The sequence below is a fragment of the Microbacterium sp. W4I4 genome (genome assembly GCF_030816235.1).
GTDB lineage: Bacteria > Actinomycetota > Actinomycetes > Actinomycetales > Microbacteriaceae > Microbacterium.
Window position 1 is genome coordinate 1317570 of record NZ_JAUSXT010000001.1, and the last position, 23379, is coordinate 1340948.

The following is a 23379-nucleotide window of genomic DNA, read 5'->3' on the forward strand; positions in this document are numbered from 1 at the left end:
GGTGACTTCGCTGTCGACGGCAGGCGATGCTTGCCGAGCGTGAGTTGATGATATACGATTTCGAATACAACGCACAATGGGTTCTCGAAGAAGTGCGGACGACGCAAGGAGGCGCATCACATGTCGGCGATCAGCAGACCGGGCAAGATCATCGCGATCCACCTGAACTACGCCTCCCGCGCCGAGCATCGCGGACGTCGTCCCGCCGCTCCCTCCTACTTCTTCAAGCCCGCCAGTTCCGTCGGCGTCAGCGGCGGCACGGTGGAGCGCCCCGCCGGCACCGAGCTGCTGGCGTTCGAGGGCGAGATCGCCCTGATCATCGGCACGGCCGCCCGACGGGTCTCCGTGGACGATGCCTGGTCGCACGTGGCATCCGTCACGGCATCCGACGACCTCGGCCTGTACGACCTGCGCGCGAATGACAAGGGCTCCAACGTCCGCTCCAAGGGCGGCGACGGTTACACGCCGCTCGGCCCGGAACTGATCGACGCGGCATCCGTCGACCCGGCCGCATTGCGCGTGCGCGCCTGGGTGAACGGCAAGCTGCGCCAGGACGACAGCACTGCGGGCCTGCTGTTCCCGCTCCCCCAGCTCGTCGCCGATCTCTCGCAGCACTTCACGCTGGAGCCCGGCGACGTGATCCTCGCGGGCACCCCCGCCGGATCCTCGGTGATCGTGCCGGGTGACGTCGTGGAGATCGAGGTGGATGCCCCGGATGCCGAGGGCGCGCCGACCTCCGGCCGGCTGATCACCACGGTGACGCAGGGCGAGACGCCTTTCGATGAGACGCTCGGCTCTCTGCCCGCCGTCGATGACCTGCAACGCGCCGAGGCCTGGGGATCGCGCGAAGCGGCCGGGCTGCCCGAGCAAGCCGCTGCACCGGATGCACCCGCCACCCTCTCCCCCGCGCTGCGCGCCAAGCTCGAGCTGGCCCCCACCGCCGGGCTGTCCAGCCAGCTGCGCAAGCGCGGCCTGCACTCCTGCTTCATCGACGGCGTCTCAGCGAACCTGGTCGGCACCAAGATCGTCGGCACCGCCCGCACGCTGCGCTTCGTTCCCGCCCGCGAGGACCTCTTCAAGACCCACGGCGGCGGCTACAACGCGCAGAAGCGTCTATTCGACGCGGTCGGCGAGGGCGAGATCATCGTCATCGAGGCCCGCGGCGACGCCGGCACGGGCACCCTCGGCGACATCCTGGCTCTGCGCGCGAAGACCCGCGGCGCGGCCGGCGTCGTCACCGACGGCGGCGTGCGCGACTTCGACATGGTCGCCGAGATCGGTCTGCCGGTGTTCTCGAAGGGCGCGCACCCCTCGGTGCTCGGTCGCAAGCACGTGCCGTGGGAGATCGATGTCACCGTCGCCTGCGGCGGCGCCGCCGTGCAGCCCGGCGATCTCATCGTCGGCGATGGCGACGGCGTGATCGTCATCCCTTCCCTCCTCGCCGAGGAGGTCGCCGACGCGGCCCTCGCTCAGGAGGACGAGGACAACTGGATCGCCGAGCAGGTCGCCGCGGGGCATCCCGTCGACGGGCTTTTCCCGATGAACGCCGAATGGCGCGCGAAATACGACGCCCGATCGGTCGCTGAGCCCGTCGAAGCGCAGGGACCCAAGGGAGATGGCTCATGAGCTCGACGCTGGTCCGCGAAGGAAGCAAGTCGGAGCAGGCGTACGCCTGGATCCGCTCGCGCATCAATTCTCACGCGTTCGTGCCCGGCTACCGTCTGGTGCTCGGTGCGATCGCCGGCGAGCTCGACATGAGCGTCGTCCCCGTGCGCGAAGCGATCCGACGACTCGAAGCCGAGGGACTGGTGACCTTCGAGCGCAACGTCGGCGCGCACGTCGCCCTGGTCGACGAGAGCGATTACGCCCACACCATGCAGACCCTCGGTCTGGTGGAGGGCGCGGCCACCTCGATGTCCGCACCGCTGATCGATGCCGATGCGCTCGACCGCGCGGAGGCGATCAACGAGCGGATGCGGATGCTGCTCGGACACTTCGACGCGCACATGTTCACGCAGCTGAACCAGCAGTTCCACTCGGTGCTGTACGAGCCGTGCCCGAACCCGCACATCCTCGACCTGGTCCATCGCGGCTGGAGCCGGCTGGCCGGCATCCGCGACACCTCGTTCGCGTTCGTCCCCGGCCGAGCCCACGACTCCGTCGACGAGCACAGGCAGATCCTCGAGCTCATCCGCAGCGACGCACCGCCGCTGGAGATCGAGCTCGCCGCCCGTGACCACCGCTGGCGCACCATGGACGCGTTCCTGGCCGCCCACCACGCACACCACGCAGAAGAAGGACGATGATGACCGACGTCTACACCCCCGCCGACCTGCCCGCCAAGATCCAGCACTACATCGACGGCGAGTTCGTCGATTCTCTGGACGGCGACACCTTCGAGGTGCTCAACCCCGTCACCAACGAGACCTACGTGCACGCCGCCGCGGGCAAGAAGGCCGACATCGAGCGCGCCGTCGCCGCCGCGCGCCGTGCGTTCACGGAGGGACCGTGGCCGCGGATGCTGCCGCGTGAGCGAAGCCGCGTGCTGCACCGCATCGCCGACATCGTCGAGTCGCGCGACTCCCGACTCGCCGAGCTGGAGTCGTTCGACTCGGGTCTGCCGATCACCCAGGCGCTCGGCCAGGCGCGACGCGCGGCAGAGAACTTCCGCTTCTTCGCCGATCTGATCGTCGCGCAGGCGGATGACGCGTTCAAGGTGCCCGGCAAGCAGATGAACTACGTCAATCGCAAGCCGATCGGCGTCGCGGGCCTCATCACGCCGTGGAACACCCCGTTCATGCTGGAGTCCTGGAAGCTCGGCCCCGCGCTCGCGACCGGCAACACGGTGGTGCTCAAGCCCGCCGAGTTCACCCCGCTGTCTGCATCCCTCTGGGCGGGCATCTTCGAGGAGGCGGGCCTCCCGAAGGGCGTCTTCAACCTCGTCAACGGGCTGGGTGAGGATGCCGGGGACGCGCTGGTGAAGCATCCCGACGTGCCCCTGATCTCCTTCACCGGCGAGAGCTCGACCGGCCAGCTGATCTTCGCCAACTCTGCCCCCTTCCTGAAGGGCCTCTCGATGGAGCTGGGCGGCAAGAGCCCGGCCGTCGTGTTCGCCGACGCCGATCTCGAGACGGCCGTGGACGCCTGCATCTTCGGTGTCTTCTCGCTCAACGGCGAGCGCTGCACGGCCGGCAGCCGCATCCTCGTGGAGCGGGCGGTCTACGACGAGTTCGTGGAGCGCTTCGCCGTGCTGGCCAACCGCGTGAAGGTGGGTCTGCCGCACGACCCCACCACCGAGGTCGGTGCGCTGGTGCACCCCGAGCACTACGACAAGGTGATGAGCTACGTCGAGATCGGCAAGACCGAGGGTCGCCTGATCGCCGGCGGAGGACGCCCCGAGGGCTTCCCGACCGGCAACTACGTCGCTCCGACCGCCTTCGCCGACGTGTCGCCGGATGCCCGGATCTTCCAGGAGGAGATCTTCGGCCCTGTCGTCGCGATCACCCCCTTCGACACGGATGAGGAGGCGCTCGCGCTGGCGAACAACACCCGCTACGGGCTCGCCGCCTACATCTGGACCAACGACCTCAAGCGCGCGCACAATTTCGCCGGCTCCGTCGAGGCGGGCATGGTCTGGCTGAACTCGAACAACGTGCGGGACCTCCGCACGCCGTTCGGCGGGGTGAAGGCCTCGGGCCTGGGACACGAGGGCGGCTACCGCTCGATCGATTTCTACACCGACCAGCAGAGCGTGCACATCACCCTCGGCGCGCCGCACAACCCCGCGTTCGGCAAGCAGGATCTCGACGACCCCGATCCCCGCTGACCCGACCCCCTCACCTCAGACGAGCAAGGACGCTGACATGACGAATCGCAAGGACATGACCCTCACCTCCTCGGGCTACTACGTGAGCCAGGAGGCGCCGATCGAGACCGACAACCCCGTCACCACGCCCGAGGCGTCACCGCCCGACATCCTGCGGTGCGCGTACATGGAGATCGTGGTCACCGACCTCGCGGCATCCCGCCAGTTCTACGTCGACATCCTCGGGCTGTACGTGACCGAAGAGGACGACGACGCGATCTATCTGCGCTCGACCGAGGAGTTCATCCATCACAATCTGGTGCTGCGCAAGGGACCGATCGCCGCAGTCGCGGCGTTCAGCTACCGCGTGCGCACCCCCGAGGACCTCGACCACGCCGTCGCGTTCTTCACCGAGCTCGGCTGCGATGTGCGGCGCGAAGCCGGCGGGTTCGTCAAGGGCATCGGCGACTCGGTGCGCGTGATCGACCCGCTCGGCTTCCCGTACGAGTTCTTCTACCAGGCCGACCACGTCGAGCGGATGTCGTGGCGCTACGACCTGCACACCCCCGGCGAGCTCGTGCGTCTCGACCACTTCAACCAGGTCACCCCCGATGTGCCACGGGCCGTGAAGTACATGCAGGATCTCGGCTTCCGCGTCACGGAGGACATCCAGGACGAGGAGGGCACGGTGTACGCGGCGTGGATGCGCCGCAAGCCCACCGTGCACGACACTGCCATGACCGGCGGCGACGGACCGCGGATGCATCACGTGTGCTTCGCCACGCACGAGAAGCACAACATCCTCGCGATCTGCGACAAGCTCGGCGCTCTGCGTCGCTCGGACTCGATCGAGCGCGGTCCCGGTCGCCACGGCGTCTCGAACGCGTTCTACCTGTACCTGCGCGACCCGGATGGCCACCGTGTGGAGATCTACACGCAGGATTACTACACCGGAGACCCGGACAACCCGGTCGTCACCTGGGACGTGCACGACAATCAGCGTCGCGACTGGTGGGGCAACCCCGTCGTTCCGAGCTGGTACACCGACGCGTCGCTCGTGCTCGACCTGGACGGCAACCCGCAGCCGGTGCACGCCCGCACCGACGCGAGCGAGCTGGCCGTGACGATCGGCGCCGACGGGTTCAGCTACACGCGCCCGCAGGATGAGACGCCGATGCCGGAGTGGAAGCAGGGCGAGTACAAGCTGGGCCACCAGCTGTGACCTCACAGCCCGTCTATATGGCGCAAACCGCCCGAAATCATGCCGTCCAGGGGCGGAATGCGCCATATAGACGGGTTTAAAGCAGGAGAGGATGACGGATGCTGACATCCGAGACGATCACGGCGCTGGCCGCGGAACTCGCGGAGGCGGAGCGCACGCGCGGCGTCATGCCGCGCATCACCGCCCGGCATCCGGATGCCACGATCGAGGACTCCTACGCGATCCAGGGCGTGTGGCGCGACTCGCAGCTCGCCGCGGGCCGAACGCTGGTGGGCCGCAAGATCGGCCTGACCTCGAAGGCCATGCAGCAGGCGACCGGCATCACCGAGCCCGACTACGGCGTGATGTTCGACGACACCGTGTACCGGTCCGGCGCCGACATCCCGTTCGATCACTTCTCGAACGTGCGCATCGAGGTCGAGCTGGCGTTCGCGCTGAAGACGCCGCTGGAGGGTCCGGACTGCACGCTCGAGCAGGTGCTGGCCGCCGTCGACTACGTCGTCCCCGCCCTGGAGGTGCTGAACTCGCACATCGAGTTGGAGGGGCGCACGATCGTCGACACGATCAGCGACAATGCCGCCTACGGCGCGATGGTGCTGGGCGACGTGCGCAAGCGCGTGGACGAGGTCGACCTGCGCTGGGTGCCGGGTGTGCTGTCCCGCAACGGGCAGATCGAGGAGACCGGCGTCGCCGCGGGCGTGCTCGGGCACCCGGCGATGGGCGTCGCCTGGCTGGCGAACAAGTTCCACCAGCACGGCCAGCGCCTGGAGGCCGGCGAGCTGATCCTGGCAGGATCGTTCACGAGGCCCATGTGGGTCTCGCGCGGTGACACCGTGCTGTGCGACTACCGCGAGATGGGGATCATCGAATGCCGCTTCGTCTAGACCCGACCTTCCGCGATGTACTCGAGGGCGCCGACCGGCCCCTCATCGGGATGTGGCTGAGCACCGGATCGCCCCTGCTCGCGGAGATCTGCGCCGGCTCCGGCGTCGACTGGCTGCTGATCGACATGGAGCACGGACCCAACACGCTCACCACCGTGCAGCAGCAGCTGCAGGTGATCGCCGCATACCCGGTCACCGCCGTCGTGCGCGTGCCGTTCAACGACCCCGTGATCATCAAGCAGGTGCTGGATGCCGGAGCGCAGAACCTGCTCGTGCCCATGGTCGGCACAGCCGACGAGGCCCGCGCGGCTGTCGCCGCCCTGCGCTACCCGCCAGAGGGCGTCCGCGGGGTCGGCTCGGCGCTCGCGCGCAGCGCGCGCTGGGGACGCATCGAGGGCTACGTGCAGAACGCGTCGCAGACGGTGTCGCTGATCGTGCAGATCGAATCAGCGGATGCCGTGCAGCAGACTGCCGAGATCGCCGGTGTCGACGGAGTGGACGGCGTGCTGGTCGGGCCTGCCGACCTGTCGGCATCCATGGGGCTGCCAGGGAAGCAGGGGCACCCGGACGTCGTCGCCGCCGTGCACCACGTGTTCGAGGCCGCGCACGCTGCAGGCAAGAAGGTCGGCGTGAATGCCTTCGATCCCGCAGCGGCGGACGCATATCTCGAAGCAGGGGCGGACTTCCTCTCGGCCAGCGCCGACGTGACGATCCTCGCCCGCGGTTCCGAAGCCCTCGCCGCCCGCTTCATCCCGGCATCCGGGGCGACGGGCGTCGACACCTACTGACGGTCCGCATGACGTCCCGCGCCGCACGAGACCGACGAGAACGGTGCGAAACCACTGGTGCAGGGGCGTGCGTGCGAGGACACTGGACGCATGGCGCTGTGGGAGCGCGAGACGGCGCTCCGATCCCTTGCGGAGTACGCGGCCGAGATCCGAGAAGGACACGGCTGTCTCGTCCTCGTGCCCGGCGAGGCAGGAGCGGGCAAGACGTCGCTGATCGACGCCTTCCTGCGCACGGAGCCCGCCGAACGCGTCCTGCACGCAGCGTGCGACGGGCTGTCCACCCCGAGGGCGCTGGGACCGCTGTTCGACCTCGCCGAAGAATCGTCCGGTGCGCTCGCGCAGGCCGTGTCACGAGGCGACGGTCGCGAGGCGCTGTTCCGGGCGCTGCTGGCCGAACTGACACTGGCGCGCTCCACCGTCCTCGTCATCGAGGACCTGCAGTGGGCGGACGCCGCGACGCTGGATCTGATCCGGTTCATCGGCCGCCGGCTGAGCGTGCTGCCCGTCGCCGTGCTGGTGACCTATCGCGATGACGCGATCGGACAGACCGATCCGCTGCGCAGGGCGCTCGGCGACCTCGCGCACCTCCCTGGACTGCGTCGCGTGGGGCTGCCCGCCCTGTCGTTGCACGCCATCTCCCGGATCATCGCGGAGGTCGACGGCGGGCGCATCCGCGTGGACGCCGAGGAGGTGCATCGCCTCACAGGAGGCAATCCGTATCTCGTCACCGAGCTCCTCAGCTCGCCCGGCGAGGAGATCCCGCCGTCGGTGCGGGATGCGGTGCTGGCCAAGCTGGCCGAGCTGGACGATTCCGCACGGGCCGCAGTCGAGGTGGCGTCGCTCGCGGGACGCGGCATCGACGGCGAACTGCTCGAACGCCTCGGCGCCTCACCCGGCGCCGTGGACGCGATGATCGAGGTCGGCATCGCGGTCTCCGATGGCCCGGGAGTGCGATTCCGGCACGAGTTGACGCGCCGGACGATCGAGCAGGAGATCCCCGCACATCGCCGGGCGCTCATGCATCGTCGCCTTCTCACGGCCCTGCACGCCACCGGGTGCACAGACGACGCTCGGCTCGCCCACCACGCCGAGGGCGCCGGGGATGCCGAGGCGGTGCTGCGCCACGCTCGCGCAGCGGGCGCCAGAGCATCCGCCCTGGCGGCCCACCGCGAGGCCGCGAGGCAGTACGAGCGCGCCGCGCGATTCGCGCCCGACGCCGCCGAGCCGCTGCGCGCCGAACTCGACTCGCTCCTCGCCGACGAGTATCAGGTCCTCGACCGCAAGGGAGAGGCGGCGATCCTGCTGCGCTCGGCGGCGGAGACGTGGGAGCGTCTCCACGATGCGCGACGGCAGGGCGACGCCCTGCGCAGGCTCTCCCGTGCACTTCCGGGCGCTGCCGGTCGCCCCGCGGCGATCCGCGCCGTCGACGTGCTCTCCGCGCTCGGAGCGTCGCCGGAGCTGGCGTACGCCTGGGAGACCGTCGCCGCACAGAACATGTATCTCGCCCCGGAGGAGGGTTTCTCTGCGGCGTCGACCGCGATCGAGCTGGCCCGGCGATTCGACCTTCCGGCGGTGCAGAGCTCGGCGCTGAACACCCAGGCGTGCATCCGTGCGCAGTCGCCAGGCGATTCCTGGGCGGAGCCCATGCGCCAGGCACTGTCGGTCGCCCTCGCGTGCGGTGCGCACACCCAGGCGGCCCGCTCCTACTCCAACACCGCGTCGATCCTCGGGGGACGACGCGACTACGCCGGCTCCGAGAAATGGGCGCTGGAGGGTCTGGGGTACTGCGAGGAGCACGACGATTTCGCATACACGAGGTGCCTGCTCGGCGTGCGTGCGATGAACCTCACGGAGCAGGGCAACTGGACCGAGGCCGCTGCGATCGCGGAGCGCATCCTGAGCCAGGGAGGCAGCGCCGACAATCTCAGCACGGCGCTGGACTGCCTCGCGGCCATCGCCATCCGACGCGGCGAGGGCGATGCGTCGGAGAGACTGGCGGCGCTCGCCGACGTCGGCGCACTTGAAGGCATGTGGTGCGCGGCCGCGCGTGCCGCTCTGCTGCGAGCCGAGGCCGCCTGGACACAGGGCGACGACGACTCCGCCCGCCTGGCGCTGCCCGATGCCGCAGCGTTGGAGACGGAACTCGACGATTCCGATCGCATCGTCTACCAGATCTGGGCGCGACGCCTCGGCGTCCCCCACCGAGCCGGCGCGCTGCCGGATCCGCAGCAGCGGGCGCGGGAGCTCGACGAACAGGGTGCCCGCTACGACGCCGCGCTCGCCTGGGCCGACACCGGCGACGAGAGCCGCATGCGCGACGCCGTCAGTGGGCTCGAGCGGCTGGGCGCGCATCCCGCCGCTGAGCGCATCCGGCGAGACCTGCGAGAGCGGGGAATCACCGCACCGCGCTCTCCGCGCGCGTCGACGCGCGAGCATCCGCTGGGTCTGACCGCCCGCGAAGTCGAGGTTCTCGCTCTCCTGCGTGCGGGACGCAGCAACGCCGAGATAGCCGCTGCCCTCGTGATCTCGCGGCGGACGGTCGATCATCACGTCTCGGCCGTGCTCGGCAAACTCGGCGTCTCCAGCCGGACGGCGGCCATCACCGTCGCCGCGGCGGCTCTCGCCCCCGTGGGGTAGCGCACCCGCAAGATGGGCATTCGCGCGCCGGAACATGGGCGATTCCGCCGATACGGTGCGGATGCCGCCGCGCCTACCGTCTGAGTGTCGCCGCCATCCGGCCGCGACACTCAGCGGAAGGAGAGGGCCATGCCTCTGTACATGGATGTCCACGAGCTCGACGGCCCGGTGACCGCGGCGGATGTCGCTCAGGCACACGCGGCCGACCTGCAGACGCAGGAGCAGTACGACGTGTCGTATCGGCGGTACTGGGTGGACGAGGACGGCGGGCGGATCTTCTGTCTCGTCGAGGCTCCGAGCGCGGAACTCGCCGCCCGCGTGCACCGCGAGGCCCACGGTCTCGAGGCCACGCACATCCACCTCGTCCAGGAAGGCAGCTGAGATGTCCACTCGACTGGCACGCGCAGCCGCGGCCACCGCTCTCCTGCTGCTGTTCGGCGCGGCGGCGAGCCCCGCATTCGCCGCAGGGAAGGCGCATGACAACCAGCTCGACCCCGTTCGCGACGCCCTCGCGGTGTACGCGGACTTCGACGGCGCCGCGCGCATGGCCGACTATCCGGCTGGACCTGTGCCGAAGCTCATCTCCCAGGAGACCTGCATCGTCGACCCCGACGGCACGGGGACGATGGGCGAGCACTACGTCGAGCTCGGCAACGTCACCAACGGGGCGATCGATGCGCTGCATCCCGAAGCGCTGATCTACGAACCGCAGATGGACGGCTCCCGGGTGCTCGTCGCGGTGGAGTACATCGTCTTCCAGGCGGACTGGAATGCGACGCACAATCAGCCGCCGAAGCTGTTCGGCCAGAGCTTCGAGGCGCTCGATGCCGCGAACCCTTACGGGCTGCCGCCGTTCTACGCCCTGCACGCCTGGGTGTGGCGGGCGAACGCCAACGGCCTGTTCGCGGACTACAACCCGGCGGTGACGTGCCCGCCGATGTGATCGACGGAGTGATCGACGGAGACATCGCAGACCACTGCCCCGCGGCGGTGCACGCTCGGCCTCGGCCGGACGCGCACCGCCGCTCGGCATGCTTGGATGGACGGATGCAGAACGCCGAGACCCGCTGATGACGCGCGGCATCGCCGCACCTCGACTCGAGGCACTGGGCGACCGCAACTTCCGGTGGTTCTTCCTCGCGCGGGCGATCACCATGATCACCGGCTCGATGTCGTCGATCGCGCTGGCCTTCGCCGTGCTCGAGATCGACAACGACCCCGTCAGCCTGTCACTCGTACTCACCGCGTTCACCCTCTCGAATATCGTCTTCGTGCTGTTCGGAGGCGTGGTGGCCGACCGTCTGCCACGGGCGCTGGTGATCCAGGCCTGCTACGTGCTCGACATCCTCTCGATCGGCACGATCGCTTTCCTGCTGTTCACGGGCACCGCCACGATTCCGATGGTCGTGGGCCTCGCCGCGGTGAACGGCGCCTCGACGGCGTTCGTGCTGCCCGCCATGCAGGGCATCATCCCCCAGCTCACACAGCCCGAGACGCTCCAGCAGGCCAACGCATTGCTGTCGTTCGTGCGTTCGGCGGTGACCATCGGCGGCCCGGTGATCGCCGGCATCCTGGTCACCACCGTCGGCCCCGCCTGGGCCATGATCGCGCAGCTGATCGGCTGGCTCGCCGCCATCCCGATCCTCGCCATGGTGAAGCTGCCACCGCCCGCCGGCGACGGCCGCTTCTCGCTGTTCAGCGACCTGCGCATCGGGTGGACGGAGTTCTGGAGCCGTTCCTGGCTGGTCTCCGTGGTCTTCGCGTTCATGATCATGAACGCGATCCACGTCGGATCCTGGGGCGTCGTCGGGCCGTACATCGCGAAGAACGACGAGCGGCTCGGCATCGCCGGCTGGGGCTGGGTGGTCGGCGCCGAGGGCGTCGGAGTGCTGCTGATGACGCTGATCCTGATGTGGGTGCCGCTGAAGAGGCCGCTGCGGATGGGCATGATCGGCATCAGCCTGTTCGCGATCCCGCTGACGATGCTCGGCCTGCATCCGGTCGTCGTGTTCGTCGCCATCGCGGCGTTCCTCGCGGGGGCGGGTGCCGAGGTGTTCAGCACCGGCTGGAGCGTGGCGATGATGGAGAACATCCCCACCGACAAGCTCAGCCGCGTCTCCAGCTACGACATGCTGGGCAGCTTCGTGGTCATGCCGATCGGCACGCTCGTCTACGGCTGGCTGATCACGCGCGCCGATCCTGCGATCGTGCTCACCACGTCCGGGATCATCTACGCGGTCATCGCCGTCGCGACGGCGTTCGTGCCGAGCGTGTGGCGGATGGGACGCGTCGAGGCGGCGACAGTCCGGACCTGAGTCCGGGAGTCGCCGCCTCGGGTGCGGCCTCGGTTCAGCTCAGAGACTGACCAGCAGCAGCGCGGCCGCCATCACCACGCCGGAGCCCAGCAGCGTGACGAACGTGTAGCCGAGGATGTCGCGCATCTTCAACCCCGCGATCGCCAGCACCGGCAGCGCCCAGAACGGCTGGATCATGTTGGTCCACTGGTCGCCGTACGCGACCGCCATGATCGCGATCGACGGATCGACGCCCAGCTGGTTGGCCGCGTCGAGCATGATCGGCCCCTGCACGGCGAACTGGCCGCCGCCCGAGGGCACGAAGAAGTTCACGATGCCCGCGGACAGCAGCGCCAGCACGCCGAAGGTGACCGGCGTCGCGATCGACACGAAGGCGTCCGAGAAGAGCTTGATCAGCCCCGAGCCGGCCATGATGCCGAGGATGCCGGCGTACAGCGGGAACTGCACCAGGATCTCGCCGACGTTCGAAGCAGCGCGCTTGGTCAGATGGATCAGCTCGAACGGATTGCGCACGATCAGCAGGATGAGCGCCAGGAACGACCAGTTGACGATGTCGAGGGTGAGCGTGCCGCCCTGCACGAAGTGCACGACCAGATACCCCACCAGACCCAGACCGAGCACGAGAGTCAGGAAGCGAGACGCATCGATCCGGTCGGCGGGAGTGGCGACCTCGTCGTCCATCTCGTCCTCGGACTCGGAGCCGACGTGCACGGGGAGCTCATAGATCGGGTCGTCCTTGCGGGGTCGGATCAGGAAGAACAGCAGTGCGCACACCACGATGACCGCGAGCGCGGCGAGCATGTTCCACATCGAGAACGTCGTCTGCGACACGGGCACGACCTCGCCGCCCAGACTGGGCGCGAGGAAGGAATCGGGCGTCGCGGCGGTCAGCGGCCCCGAGCCGGAATAGCCCATGTGCCACACGACGAAGCCGGAGTAGCCGGCGGCGACCAGCAGCGGGAAGTGCACCTTGATGCCGCGCTCGCGCGCCTGGACGGCGATCTCACGGGCGAGCAGCGTGCCCACGATCAGGCCGAGGCCCCAGGTGATGAGGCTGGCGATGGCGGCGATGATGAACACGAACACGTACGCCGAGGCCGCGCTTGCGGGTACGCGCGCCAGCCACCGCAGCAGCCTGCGCACCGGTCGGGTGTTGGCGAGCATGTAGCCGAGCAGAAGGATCAGGCACATCTGGGTCATGAAGGCGAGCAGGCCCGAGAGGCCGTCGCCCCAGCTCTTGACCACGTCCACCGGGCTGGTCCTGGTGAGCGTCATCGCGAGCACGGCGACCACCAGGGTCAGCACGATCGCGAATGTGAGTGCCGAGGGCACCCAGCGTTCGAGGAACCTGTTGATGGGGCGCATCACGCTGCGCGTCTCGGACCGCGTCTGCGTTGTGGGCATGACGGAAACTCCTTCGTCTCGTAGGTACTCCGACCATAGCGATCTCACGGCTGTCGCCTTGGCGCCGCACAGCATCGCAGGCCACACTGGATCCATGACCTTCGAGACGCTGCGGGCCCTCGCCGACCGCGCCGCACTGTTCACCGCCCTCCGTCAGGATCAGCTCGTCACCGCCACGAATGCGCTCGGCGAGCACCGCTGGGACGTCGATCTCGAGGCCGGCACGTTCACCTTCGCCTCGATCGAGGATCCGACCCGTACGCTCCTGGCGACGCCGCACCTGCTGGCGTCCATCGCCCCGGGTCCGCGTTCGCTGATGTGGTCCTGGACGCTGCCGCAGGGCGATCGCACCGGCATAACGGACAGACTGCGCACGTACGGCGCCGACCACGACATCGTCGAGCTGACTCAGGGCGAGGTGGCCTTCCCCGACGACGCCGGTGACGACCTCGAGGAGTGGATCGCCGAACTCGCCCACACGATCGGCGGGGCCTCGGTGGAGATCACCGGGCTCTCCCCCTATTACTCCGCACCGACCGGCGGCGCGAGGGCGGTTCTGCTGCTGGATGCTCCCCTGGAGCCGCTCACCGTCGCATCCGCAGTGTCCGCGCTCCCCCGCATCCTGTGGGACCTCACCCTGAGCGACCCGCGCGCGTCGGTGTGGGATCTGGCCCGCCTGGCCGGCTGGAAGCTGGAGTGGGCCGACGACGCCTTCTCCGCCGCCACGCTGTCGGATGCCACGGGTTCGGCGACCTTCTCGTTCGACGAGTACGCGCGGATCACCGACGTCAAGGGCACGCTGACGGGATCCTGACACGGCGACACCCCGTGCTGACGCCGAGAAGTCGGGGTCTCGGGGAAAGGCCGTCAGGCCAGCGAGCGCTCCGCAGCCTCCACGACGTTCGTCATGAGCAGCGCGACCGTCATCGGTCCGACGCCGCCGGGGTTGGGCGAGACCCAGCCGGCGACCTCGGCGACATCCGGGTGCACGTCGCCATAGACCTTGGACTTGCCGGTCTCGGCATCCGTCTCCCGCGTGACGCCCACATCGAGCACCGCGGCGCCCGGCTTCACGTCGGATGCCGTGATGAGGTGCTTCACGCCAGCGCCGGCGACGATCACGTCGGCCTGGCGCAGGTAGGGCGTCATGTCGGGCGTGCCGGTGTGCACCTGCGTGACCGTGGCGTTGATGTCACGACGGGTCAGCAGCAGACCCATCGGGCGGCCGATGGTCACACCACGGCCCACGACGACCACATGCTTGCCCTTGAGGTCGTAGTCGTTGCGCAGCAGCAGCTCGATGACGCCTCGGGGCGTGCACGGCAGCGGCGTGCGGATCGGGCTGTTGACGTTCAGCACCAGGCGGCCGAGGTTGGTCGGATGCAGGCCGTCAGCGTCCTTCGCCGGGCCGATGCGCTCCAGGATCGCGTCCGTGTCGAGGTGCTTGGGCAGCGGCAGCTGCACGATGTAGCCGTGGCAGCTCGGGTCGGCGTTGAGGTCGTCGATCAGCGCCTCGACCTCGGCCTGCGTGGCATCCGCCGGCAGCTCTCGCTGGATCGAGTTCATCCCGATCGCCTCGGACTGCCGGTGCTTCATGCCGACGTACAGCTGGGATGCCGGGTCGGCTCCCACCAGCACCGTGGCGATGCCGGGCACGACCCCGCGCTCGCGCAGCGCCGCGACGCGCTCAGCCAGCTCTGCCTTGATCGCAGCCGCAGCCGCCTTGCCGTCGAGGATCTTCGCGGTCATGTGCGTCCCTTCGTTACTGCCCGTCTATACGGCGCAAACCGCCCTGAATCAGCCCGAAAGAGGGCGGATTGCGCCATATAGACGGGAGGTGAGTTGTGGATGCTTACTGGTGCAGGTCCGGGTAGAGCGGGAACACCTCGGCGAGAGTGGCGACACGGGCGCGCAGCGCCTCCACATCCGCACCAGGCAGGAGCGCGAGGGCGATCACGTCGGCGACCTCGGTGAACTCGGCGTCGCCGAAGCCGCGGGTCGCGAGCGCCGGCGTGCCGATGCGCAGACCCGAGGTGACCATCGGCGGGCGCGGGTCGTTCGGGACCGCGTTGCGGTTCACGGTGATGTGGATCTCGTGCAGCAGATCCTCGGCCTGCTTGCCGTCGATCTCGGCGTCGCGCAGGTCGACGAGCACGAGGTGCACGTCGGTGCCGCCGGAGCGCACGGCGATGCCGGCATCCTTGACATCCTGCTTCGAGAGGCGGTCGGCGATGATCTTCGCACCCGAGAGCACGCGCTCCTGGCGCTCGGCGAACTCGGGGGTCGCCGCGAGCTTGAACGCGGTCGCCTTCGCGGCGATCACGTGCATGAGCGGACCGCCCTGCTGACCCGGGAACACGGCCGAGTTGATCTTCTTGGCGATGTCGGCGTCGTTGGTGAGGATGAAGCCCGAGCGGGGTCCGCCGATGGTCTTGTGCACGGTCGAGGAGACGACGTGGGCGTGCGGCACCGGGTTCGGGTGCAGGCCCGCGGCGACGAGCCCGGCGAAGTGCGCCATGTCGACCCACAGCAGCGCGCCGACCTCATCGGCGATGGCGCGGAACGCGGCGAAGTCCAGCTGGCGGGGGTACGCCGACCATCCCGCGATGATGACCTTGGGCTTGTGCTCGATGGCGAGCGCGCGCACCTCGTCCATGTCGATCGTGGAGGTCTCGGGGTTCACGCCGTAGGCGACGATGTTGTAGAGACGGCCGGAGAAGTTGATCTTCATGCCGTGGGTGAGGTGGCCGCCCTGGTCGAGGGACAGACCGAGCAGCGTGTCGCCCGGGCGGGCGATGGCGTGCAGCACCGCGGCGTTGGCGCTGGCGCCGGAGTGCGGCTGCACGTTGGCGAACTCGGAGCCGAAGAGGGACTTGGCCCGCTCGATGGCGAGCGACTCGGCGACGTCGACCTCTTCGCAGCCACCGTAGTAGCGGCGGCCGGGGTAGCCCTCGGCGTACTTGTTCGTGAGCACGGAGCCCTGCGACTGCAGGATCGAGACGGGCACGAAGTTCTCGGACGCGATCATCTCGAGGTACGTGCGCTGGCGGTTCAGCTCGCGCTCGAGCACCTCGGCGATCTCGGGGTCCACCTCGGCGAGCGGTGCGTTGAAGTAGCGGTCGGTCATGGCGATCTCCTGTTCACACGGGGAAAGGGTGTTCCTCATCGGCCCAGGCGCGCGGTCGAATGCTATGAGGCCGCTCCCCGGTGGTTGCCCACCCAGACGCCAGTCGCGACGGGAAAAGCTTAGCGGATGCGGATCGACGCACAGGGTAGATTTTGTTCATGGTCCTTCCTCTTCCGCTGCCGGTCATCCCCGCGCCCGTGTCGAGCATCGTCGAGGAGGGGATGCTGCCGCTGACCGCCGCCCTCGGCGTGCACGGCGATCCCGCCGCCACGACGCTGCTGATCGACGCGATCGCCCGGCGCACCGGCATCCGCCCGGCTCAAGACGAGACCGGCATCTCACTGCGCGTCGACCCCGCTATCGCCGCCGCCGAGGGATACACCCTCACGATCGCCGATGATGTGGAGGTCACCGGCGCGGATGCTGCCGGCCTCTTCTACGGCATCCAGACGCTGCTGCAGCTGCTCCGCCAGGACGAGCACGGCAGCTGGGGATGGTCGCGCGCCCGCATCGAGGACGCGCCGCGCTTCGACTACCGCGGCGTCATGCTCGACGTGACCAGGCACTTCTTCACGGTCGACGAGGTCAAGACCGTCATCGACCGCTGCGCGGCACTGAAGTTCAACCATCTGCATCTGCATCTCAGTGACGACCAGGGCTGGCGACTCCACGTCGATTCCTGGCCGCTGCTGTCTGAGCTCTCCTCCACGGCGAGCGCGACCGGCGACGGGACGACGGCCGGCGGCGGCTGCTACAGCAGGGACGACTACCGCGCGATCGTCGCGCACGCGGCATCCCGGCACGTCACGATCGTCCCCGAGATCGACATGCCCGGCCACACCCACGCGATCGGGCTCGCATACCCCGAGCTGGCCGAGGACCCGGTGATGAACGAGCATCTGCTCGACGACGCCGAACGTCTGGGCCAGGAGCTTCCGAAGGCCGGCGTGCCCTACACCGGCTGGGGTGTGGGCCATTCCAGCCTGCGCATCCGCAACGAGCGCACCTACGACTTCATCCGCGACGTGCTCACCGAGCTCGCCGAGATGACGCCGGGCCCGTACCTGCACATCGGCGGCGACGAGTCGCTGGGCACCTCACCGGAGGACTTCGCGTACTTCATCGCCCGCGTCACGGGCATCGTCACCGAGCTCGGCAAGACGCCCGTCGCCTGGCATGAGGCGGGAGCAGCGGACGTCGCACCCGGCACGGTCGGGCAGTACTGGGGCCTGCTCGAGCCCTCGCCCGAGCACGCCGCGCACGCGGCCCGGTTCGTCGAACGCGGCGGACGCGTCATCCTCTCCCCCGCCGACGCGGCGTATCTGGACATCAAGCCAACGGCGGACTTCCCACTCGGCCTCGCCTGGGCGGGCATCGTCGACGTGCATCGCGCGTACGACTGGGAACCCGCTGCGATCCTGGATCTGCCGACCGAGGCGATCGCCGGAATCGAGGCTCCGTTGTGGACTGAGACGGTCAGCTGCCTGACGGATGCCGAGCAGCTGATGTACCCGCGCATCGCGGCGATCGCCGAGCTCGCCTGGTCGACGCCTGCGACACCCGATGCCGAGGGTCGCGACAGCGGGTCGTTCGGCGAGAGACTGGGGCGCATGGCGCCGCTGTGGCGGGCCGACGGCATCCGATTCCATCCCACCACCGAGATCGTCTGGAGCGAACGATGACCCCCACCACCGACTTCCACGGATCGCGGGTCGTCCACTCGGCCCGCATCGTCGACGGAGACGGTTCGATCACCGACGACGGCTGGGTGCGCTTCGAGGACGGACGGGTCGTCGCGCGCGGCACCGGCGATGACTGGGGCACCGCCGACGACGTCGTGGATGCGTCCGCGGTGGCCGGACCGGATGCCGTGCTCACCCCCGGGTTCATCGACATCCATGGCCACGGCGGGGCCGGTGCCGCGTACGACGACGGCAGCGACGCGATCCGCACCGGGCGGGCCATGCACCGCTCGCACGGCACCACCCGCGCCGTGATCTCGCTGGTCACCGCGACGGTGGATCAGCTGGCCGCGCAGGTCGAGACGATCGCCGACCTGGCGCAGACGGACGCCGAGATCCTCGGCAGCCATCTGGAGGGGCCGTTCCTCGACCCCGGACACCACGGCGCGCACGAGCCCTCACTGCTGCGTCATCCCGACCCCGCCGACATCTCACGCCTCCTGGAGGCCGGTCGCGGCACGGTCCGGCAGGTCACGCTGGCTCCCGAGCTGCCCGGCGGAATCGACGCGGTCCGGCAGATCGTGGCATCAGGCACGGCGGTCGCCGTCGGACACACCGACGCGGATGCCGCGATCGCGCGCGCCGCGTTCGAGGCGGGCGCATCGATCCTCACCCACGCGTTCAACGCGATGAACGGCATCCACCACCGGGCGCCCGGGCCCGTGCTGATCGCCGCCGCCGATCACCGGGTGGTGCTCGAGGGCATCGCCGACAACATCCACCTCGACCCCATGGTGATCAAGCTGCTGTTCGACGCGGCTCCAGGTCGGGTGGCACTGATCACCGATTCGATGGCCGCGGCGGGCAGCGCCGACGGCCACTACGACCTGGGTGCCGTGAAGGTGACGGTCAAGGACGGCATCGCCCGAGCCGACGACACCGGCTCGATCGCCGGTTCCACACTCACGCAGGACGTCGCGCTGCGCCGCGCCGTCGAGGCGGGCGTCGCTCTCGGCGAGGCCGTGCGTGCATTGACGTCAACGCCGGCGGGTGCGATCGGGTTCGGCGGCGAGCTCGGGATGCTGCGGCCCGGCCGCATCGCCGATGCCGTCCTGCTGGACGGCGACTTCGCCGTGCGCGCGGTGTGGATCGGCGCGGCACCGTCTCGCCGATGACGAGGTGGGAGACCGCCGCGCTCCCCAGCCACGGCGGCCCCACTCGTCTCGAGCGGGCCGAGTCGGAGGCTCCTCCCCCGAGGACTCCGACCCGGCCATCCGATGCGATACCGCTGACATCGACTCCCTCAGCGACCGCCCCCCGGTGGCGCCTCAGGAGTGCTCTACGAGAAGAGACGTGCCGGTACGCGATCCATTACGCGACTTGTCGAGAATCTTTTCCGCCCCCTCGGATCCACTGCCCGGTTGTCCACAGGGGTGGCCCCGAAGACGATTTGGGGGGAGAATGTCGAAGGCGCGTGATGAATCCACTGTTCATGCGTCTCTTTTGTGAGAGGGTTCCCGCGGGCGCGGGAGGGGAAATCGACTGTGGAAGACCAGAGCACTGACGCGGCACCGGCGGCTGACGCCGATCTCGTGCTGCGCACCCGTTCGGGTGATGCCGACGCGTTCGGCGAACTCTGGCGACGCCACTACCGCTCCGGCATGACGGTGGCGCGCGGGGTCACTTCCTCGATCGACCCGGACGACCTCGTGCAGGAGTCGTACGCCCGCATCTACCAGGCCATCCTCAAGGGCGGTGGTCCCAACGGATCGTTCCGCGCCTACCTGTTCACCAGTATCCGGAACACCGCCGCGGCGTGGGGCCGCGCGCGACGCGAAACAGCCATCGATGAGCTGGAGACCGTCGCCGACCCTGCCAGCACCGAGGCTTCCGTCGACGAGGAGCTCGACCGCGGGCTCACCGCGCGGGCATTCCGCTCCCTTCCCTCCCGCTGGCAGGAGGTGCTCTGGTACTCGGAGATCGAGCAGATGAAGCCCGCGGCCATCGGCGGGCTGCTCGGCATGAGCGCCGGCGCCGTGTCGCAGCTCACCTTCCGCGCCCGAGAGGGCCTGCGCGAGACATGGATCCAGGCGCATCTGCGCAGCGTGGGCGAAGGCTCCGAATGCCGATGGACCATCGAGCACCTCGGCGCGCACTCACGAGGCAACCTCGCGATGCGCGCCCAGCAGCGGGTGGATCACCATCTCGCTGAATGCGCCCGCTGCATGATCGTCGCTGCCGAGGCCAAGGACGTCTCCAGCCGCCTGGCGCTTGTTCTGCTGCCGCTGGTGCTCGGCGTCTCCGGCGCCGCCGCCTACCTGGCGACGCTGCAGGGCTGCGGAGTGCCGATCGTCGCGCTGGCGGCGATGCCGTCGAGCGTGACCGAAGGCGCCGTCGTCGTGACCTCGGGATCGGGGGCCGCGATCTCCGGCTCCGGTGCGGCAGGCTCCGATGCGGCCGGTTCCGGTGCGGCCGGTTCCGGTGCGTCAGGCAGCACGGGGATGTTCTCCGGCATCGGCGCCCTCGTCGGCGCGGGCTCCGCGGCATTGATCGTCGCGGGTGTCGTGGCGGCTGCCGCCGTCGTACCGGCGATGCTGACCGGCTCCCCCGCGACATCGCAGCCCAGCGCCGCGGACTCCGAGCCGTCGTCGATCGCCTCGGAGGTCATGCCGGACTCCACGATGAGTACCGAGGATCCCCTGGTCATCCAGGTCGACGAAACCGACCCGCGGACTCCGGATGCCGAACCGCCGGTCGATGCCCCTGCCCCTGCCCCTGCCCCGCCGGACAGCATCGAGGTCGAGCCGACGCCGCCCGCACCGCCGACAGAGCAGCCTGCCGACGTGGGCGAACCCGAGACAGACCCGGGCACGGACCCCGGCACAGACCCGGGAACAGATCCGGGCACGGATACGGGAACAGACCCCGGCACAGAGCCGGGCACGGACCCCGGCACAGACCCGGGGACAGACCCCGGATCAGACCCCGGAACAGACCCGGGGACAGACCCCGGAACAGAACCGGGCACAGAACCCGGAACAGACCCCGGCACGGCTCCTGCTGAACTCACCTGGGGCACCACGGCGACGAAGCTCGACGAACAGCTCCATCTGCACTACCTGATCCCTGTGACCGGCACCCCGGGCTCTACGGTGCAGGTCTGGATGGAGGAGAACTCCGCTCGCGGGGCCGAGATCATGCTCGATGAGAACGGAACCGGCGTCGCCGATCTGCGCCCCAACCTGATGCAGCTCGCGACGAACGTCCCCGTGGGCTTCCGGTACGTCATCGATGGAACGCCGGATCCGTGGATCACGACCACGCTCTGGTCACTGCACAAGCCCAGCGCGCAGTGACCGGCCCGACGGGCATGCCACCCGCCGAATAGACTGGTGGCATGCCCCAGGACTCCCTCGCCGAACCGGGCGTGAACCGCCCCGCCGTGACCCCGCTCGATCTCATCCGAGTGGTGGTGCTGCTCGTGGCACTCGCGACGCTGGCCCTGTGGGGGTTCGGCAGCTGGACCATGCCGTGGAACATCGTCATCGGCATCGGCGCGCCGGTGATCACCCTGCTGGTCTGGGCGCTCTTCCTCTCCCCGCGGCCGGTGCTGCACCTGCACCCGTTCCTGCGCGCACTCGTCGAGCTGCTGATCTACGCCGGTGTCACACTCGCCTGGTGGTCGATGGGGCAGGCAGGGATCGGCATCGGATTCGCCGTGGTGGCCGTGGCCGCCGGCGTCATCGCCGGCCGACGCTCTCTGGCATGAGCGTGCTCGAGACGCTGCGGAGCGAGCTCGGCGACATCGTCGACACCTCGGCGGTGACTCTCGAGGCCGCCCGAGCGGACCGCAGCGGCCACCGCTCCGCCGCGCGCCCTCTCGCGGTCGTGCACGCCCGCACCGTCGACGACGTGCAGCGCACCATGCGGATCGCTTCGGCGACGCGCACGGCCGTGGTGGTCCGCGGTGCAGGCACCGGCCTGGCGGGCGCCGCGAACGCCGGTCACGGACAGATCGTGCTCTCGACCGCGCGCATGGATCGCCTCGTCGAGGTGCGTCCGGACGACCTGCTCGCCGTCGTCGAGCCGGGCATCCTGAACGCGACGCTCAACGCACAGCTCGCCGAGCACGGCGTCTGGTGGGCACCCGACCCCGCCAGCCGCGACATCTCCACCGTCGGCGGCAACATCGCCACCGGCGCCGGCGGACTGCTCTGCGCGAAGTACGGCGTCGTGCGCGACGCGGTGCTGGGTGTGGATCTCGTACTCGCCGACGGACGGCTGCTGCACCTCGGCCACCGCACAGTCAAGGGCGTCACCGGCCTCGACCTCACCGCGCTCGTGATCGGGTCCGAGGGGCGCCTGGGCGTGGTCGTCGGCGCGACCCTCAAGCTGCGTCGACTGGTCGAGGGCGACGTCTGCGCGATCACCGCGTCGTTCGACTCCGTGACGGCTGCCGCGGCGGCATCGGCCACCGTCACCGCGGTCGGCGTGCAGCCCGCGATCATGGAGCTGATGGATGCCCGTTCCCTGGCAGCCGTGCACGACCTGCTCGACCTGCCCGCGCCGCGTGCCGGCACCGCGCAGCTGACGGTCCAGACCGACGGCCCCTCGGCACGCGAGGAGGCGGCGCGCGTCGTCGAGGTGCTCCGCTCGGGCGGGGGCCGGGTGGTCATGACCGACGACCGCGCTGAGGGCGAGCGTCTGCTCGGCATCCGTCGTGCCGTGCATCCCGCGCTGAAGGCGCTGGGCACGACGCTCATCGAGGATGTCGCCGTGCCGCGCAGCGCGATGCCGGCGATGTTCGACGAGATCAGCCGCATCGAGGAGGCCTACGGGCTCGTCATCCCCACCGTCGCCCACGCCGGCGACGGCAACCTGCACCCGACCTTCATCTTCGAGGAGGACGAGGTCCCCGAGCGGATCTGGTCGGCCGCAAGCGAGCTGTTCCGTGCCGCGATCCGGCTCGGTGGCACGCTGTCCGGTGAGCACGGCATCGGCATGCTGAAGAGCAGGTGGCTCGCCGAGGAGCTCGGCGAGGACCAATGGCAGCTGCAGCGCCAGATCGTGCGCGTGTTCGATCCGCTGGAGATCCTCAACCCCGGAAAGGTGTTCGCAGATGACTGACATCCACGTCAGCGCGGCGGTGATCGTCGACGCCGCGGGCCGGGTGCTCGTGGTCCGCAAGAAGGGGACGACCCGCTTCATGCAGCCGGGAGGCAAGCCCGAGCAGGGCGAGACACCAGCGCAGACCTTGATCCGCGAACTCGACGAGGAACTGGGACTGAGAGTCGCCGAAGACGATCTCGCACCCCTCGGCACGTTCATCTCGGCTGCAGCCAACGAACCCGGACTGCGGGTCGTCGCCGACGCGTTCGCGCTGCGCGCGGAGCGCGAGGACGTCACCGTGCAGGCCGAGATCGCCGAGCTGCGCTGGCTGGAGCGGGGAGACCGCACCAGCGTGCCCCTCGCCCCGCTCAGCGAGGAGCATCTGCTCGCATTCGCCTGGGGCTGA

20 protein-coding genes are annotated in these 23379 nt (G+C 69.4%); 17 read left to right on the plus strand and 3 right to left on the minus strand.

The genetic code is table 11. From position 1 onward, the window contains the following. Window positions 1–120: 120 nt before the first annotated feature. The 10 genes from QF046_RS06355 to QF046_RS06400 all read left to right on the plus strand — a co-directional run bounded on the left by QF046_RS06355 (window position 121) and on the right by QF046_RS06400 (window position 11651). Window positions 121–1626 carry a fumarylacetoacetate hydrolase family protein gene (locus tag QF046_RS06355; RefSeq protein ID WP_307367365.1) on the plus strand — a complete coding sequence of 502 codons (1506 nt, stop codon included), beginning with the start codon at window positions 121–123 and terminating at the stop codon, window positions 1624–1626. Continuing rightward, window positions 1623–2306 carry a GntR family transcriptional regulator gene (locus QF046_RS06360; protein ID WP_307367367.1) on the plus strand — a complete coding sequence of 228 codons (684 nt, stop codon included), beginning with the start codon at window positions 1623–1625 and terminating at the stop codon, window positions 2304–2306. Before QF046_RS06355 ends, QF046_RS06360 begins: the two co-directional genes overlap by 4 nt. Beyond that, complete coding sequence (gene hpaE / locus QF046_RS06365; RefSeq protein ID WP_307372748.1) at window positions 2306–3826, plus strand: 5-carboxymethyl-2-hydroxymuconate semialdehyde dehydrogenase; 1521 nt, start codon at window positions 2306–2308, stop codon at window positions 3824–3826. Before QF046_RS06360 ends, hpaE begins: the two co-directional genes overlap by 1 nt. Before the next feature lie 37 nt (window positions 3827–3863). After that, the gene (gene hpaD / locus QF046_RS06370; protein ID WP_307367370.1) at window positions 3864–5027 is read left to right on the plus strand and encodes a 3,4-dihydroxyphenylacetate 2,3-dioxygenase; all 1164 of its coding nucleotides are present in this window, start codon (window positions 3864–3866) and stop codon (window positions 5025–5027) included. Window positions 5028–5125: 98 nt separating this feature from the next. Continuing rightward, window positions 5126–5911: a fumarylacetoacetate hydrolase family protein gene (locus QF046_RS06375; protein ID WP_307367372.1), complete on the plus strand. Its 786-nt coding sequence runs from the start codon at window positions 5126–5128 to the stop codon at window positions 5909–5911. Beyond that, window positions 5896–6699, plus strand: a complete 804-nt coding sequence (locus QF046_RS06380) for an HpcH/HpaI aldolase/citrate lyase family protein (protein WP_307367374.1) — start codon at window positions 5896–5898, stop codon at window positions 6697–6699. The genes QF046_RS06375 and QF046_RS06380 overlap by 16 nt, the downstream gene beginning before the upstream one ends. Window positions 6700–6789: 90 nt before the next feature. Continuing rightward, window positions 6790–9336, plus strand: coding sequence for an AAA family ATPase (locus tag QF046_RS06385; RefSeq protein ID WP_307367376.1), 2547 nt, complete (start codon window positions 6790–6792; stop codon window positions 9334–9336). 129 nt (window positions 9337–9465) lie between these two features. Further along, window positions 9466–9717, plus strand: a complete 252-nt coding sequence (locus tag QF046_RS06390) for a DUF4242 domain-containing protein (protein WP_307367378.1) — start codon at window positions 9466–9468, stop codon at window positions 9715–9717. A gap of 1 nt (window position 9718) precedes the next feature. Next, window positions 9719–10279 carry a hypothetical protein gene (locus tag QF046_RS06395; protein WP_307367380.1) on the plus strand — a complete coding sequence of 187 codons (561 nt, stop codon included), beginning with the start codon at window positions 9719–9721 and terminating at the stop codon, window positions 10277–10279. Window positions 10280–10406: 127 nt separating this feature from the next. Next, the gene (locus tag QF046_RS06400) at window positions 10407–11651 is read left to right on the plus strand and encodes an MFS transporter (RefSeq protein WP_307367382.1); all 1245 of its coding nucleotides are present in this window, start codon (window positions 10407–10409) and stop codon (window positions 11649–11651) included. 39 nt (window positions 11652–11690) lie between these two features. On the opposite strand, the gene QF046_RS06405 is transcribed toward QF046_RS06400, so the two are convergent. After that, window positions 11691–13055 (minus strand): short-chain fatty acid transporter, encoded by a 1365-nt coding sequence (locus tag QF046_RS06405; RefSeq protein ID WP_307367384.1) that lies wholly within the window; start codon window positions 13053–13055, stop codon window positions 11691–11693. A gap of 94 nt (window positions 13056–13149) precedes the next feature. On the opposite strand from QF046_RS06405, the gene QF046_RS06410 reads away from it, so the two are divergent. After that, window positions 13150–13869 carry a DUF6882 domain-containing protein gene (locus QF046_RS06410; protein ID WP_307367386.1) on the plus strand — a complete coding sequence of 240 codons (720 nt, stop codon included), beginning with the start codon at window positions 13150–13152 and terminating at the stop codon, window positions 13867–13869. Window positions 13870–13922: 53 nt separating this feature from the next. Here QF046_RS06410 and QF046_RS06415 read toward each other — a convergent pair whose 3' ends face one another. Beyond that, complete coding sequence (locus tag QF046_RS06415) at window positions 13923–14804, minus strand: bifunctional methylenetetrahydrofolate dehydrogenase/methenyltetrahydrofolate cyclohydrolase (protein WP_307367388.1); 882 nt, start codon at window positions 14802–14804, stop codon at window positions 13923–13925. Between the two features lie 103 nt (window positions 14805–14907). Next, window positions 14908–16182 carry a serine hydroxymethyltransferase gene (glyA, locus tag QF046_RS06420; protein WP_307367390.1) on the minus strand — a complete coding sequence of 425 codons (1275 nt, stop codon included), beginning with the start codon at window positions 16180–16182 and terminating at the stop codon, window positions 14908–14910. Window positions 16183–16340: 158 nt separating this feature from the next. Between glyA and QF046_RS06425 the strand changes: the two genes are divergently transcribed. From QF046_RS06425 to QF046_RS06450, 6 genes are all read left to right on the plus strand, one after another. Continuing rightward, on the plus strand, window positions 16341–17864 hold the full coding sequence (locus QF046_RS06425; protein WP_307367392.1) for a family 20 glycosylhydrolase: 1524 nt from the start codon (window positions 16341–16343) through the stop codon (window positions 17862–17864). Further along, window positions 17861–19039, plus strand: a complete 1179-nt coding sequence (locus QF046_RS06430; protein ID WP_307367394.1) for an N-acetylglucosamine-6-phosphate deacetylase — start codon at window positions 17861–17863, stop codon at window positions 19037–19039. Before QF046_RS06425 ends, QF046_RS06430 begins: the two co-directional genes overlap by 4 nt. A gap of 369 nt (window positions 19040–19408) precedes the next feature. After that, window positions 19409–21220, plus strand: a complete 1812-nt coding sequence (locus QF046_RS06435; protein WP_307367397.1) for a sigma-70 family RNA polymerase sigma factor — start codon at window positions 19409–19411, stop codon at window positions 21218–21220. A gap of 41 nt (window positions 21221–21261) precedes the next feature. Beyond that, window positions 21262–21633: a YrdB family protein gene (locus QF046_RS06440; protein WP_307367399.1), complete on the plus strand. Its 372-nt coding sequence runs from the start codon at window positions 21262–21264 to the stop codon at window positions 21631–21633. Next, window positions 21630–22991: an FAD-binding oxidoreductase gene (locus QF046_RS06445; protein WP_307367401.1), complete on the plus strand. Its 1362-nt coding sequence runs from the start codon at window positions 21630–21632 to the stop codon at window positions 22989–22991. Before QF046_RS06440 ends, QF046_RS06445 begins: the two co-directional genes overlap by 4 nt. Then, window positions 22984–23379 carry an NUDIX domain-containing protein gene (locus tag QF046_RS06450; protein ID WP_307367403.1) on the plus strand — a complete coding sequence of 132 codons (396 nt, stop codon included), beginning with the start codon at window positions 22984–22986 and terminating at the stop codon, window positions 23377–23379. The genes QF046_RS06445 and QF046_RS06450 overlap by 8 nt, the downstream gene beginning before the upstream one ends.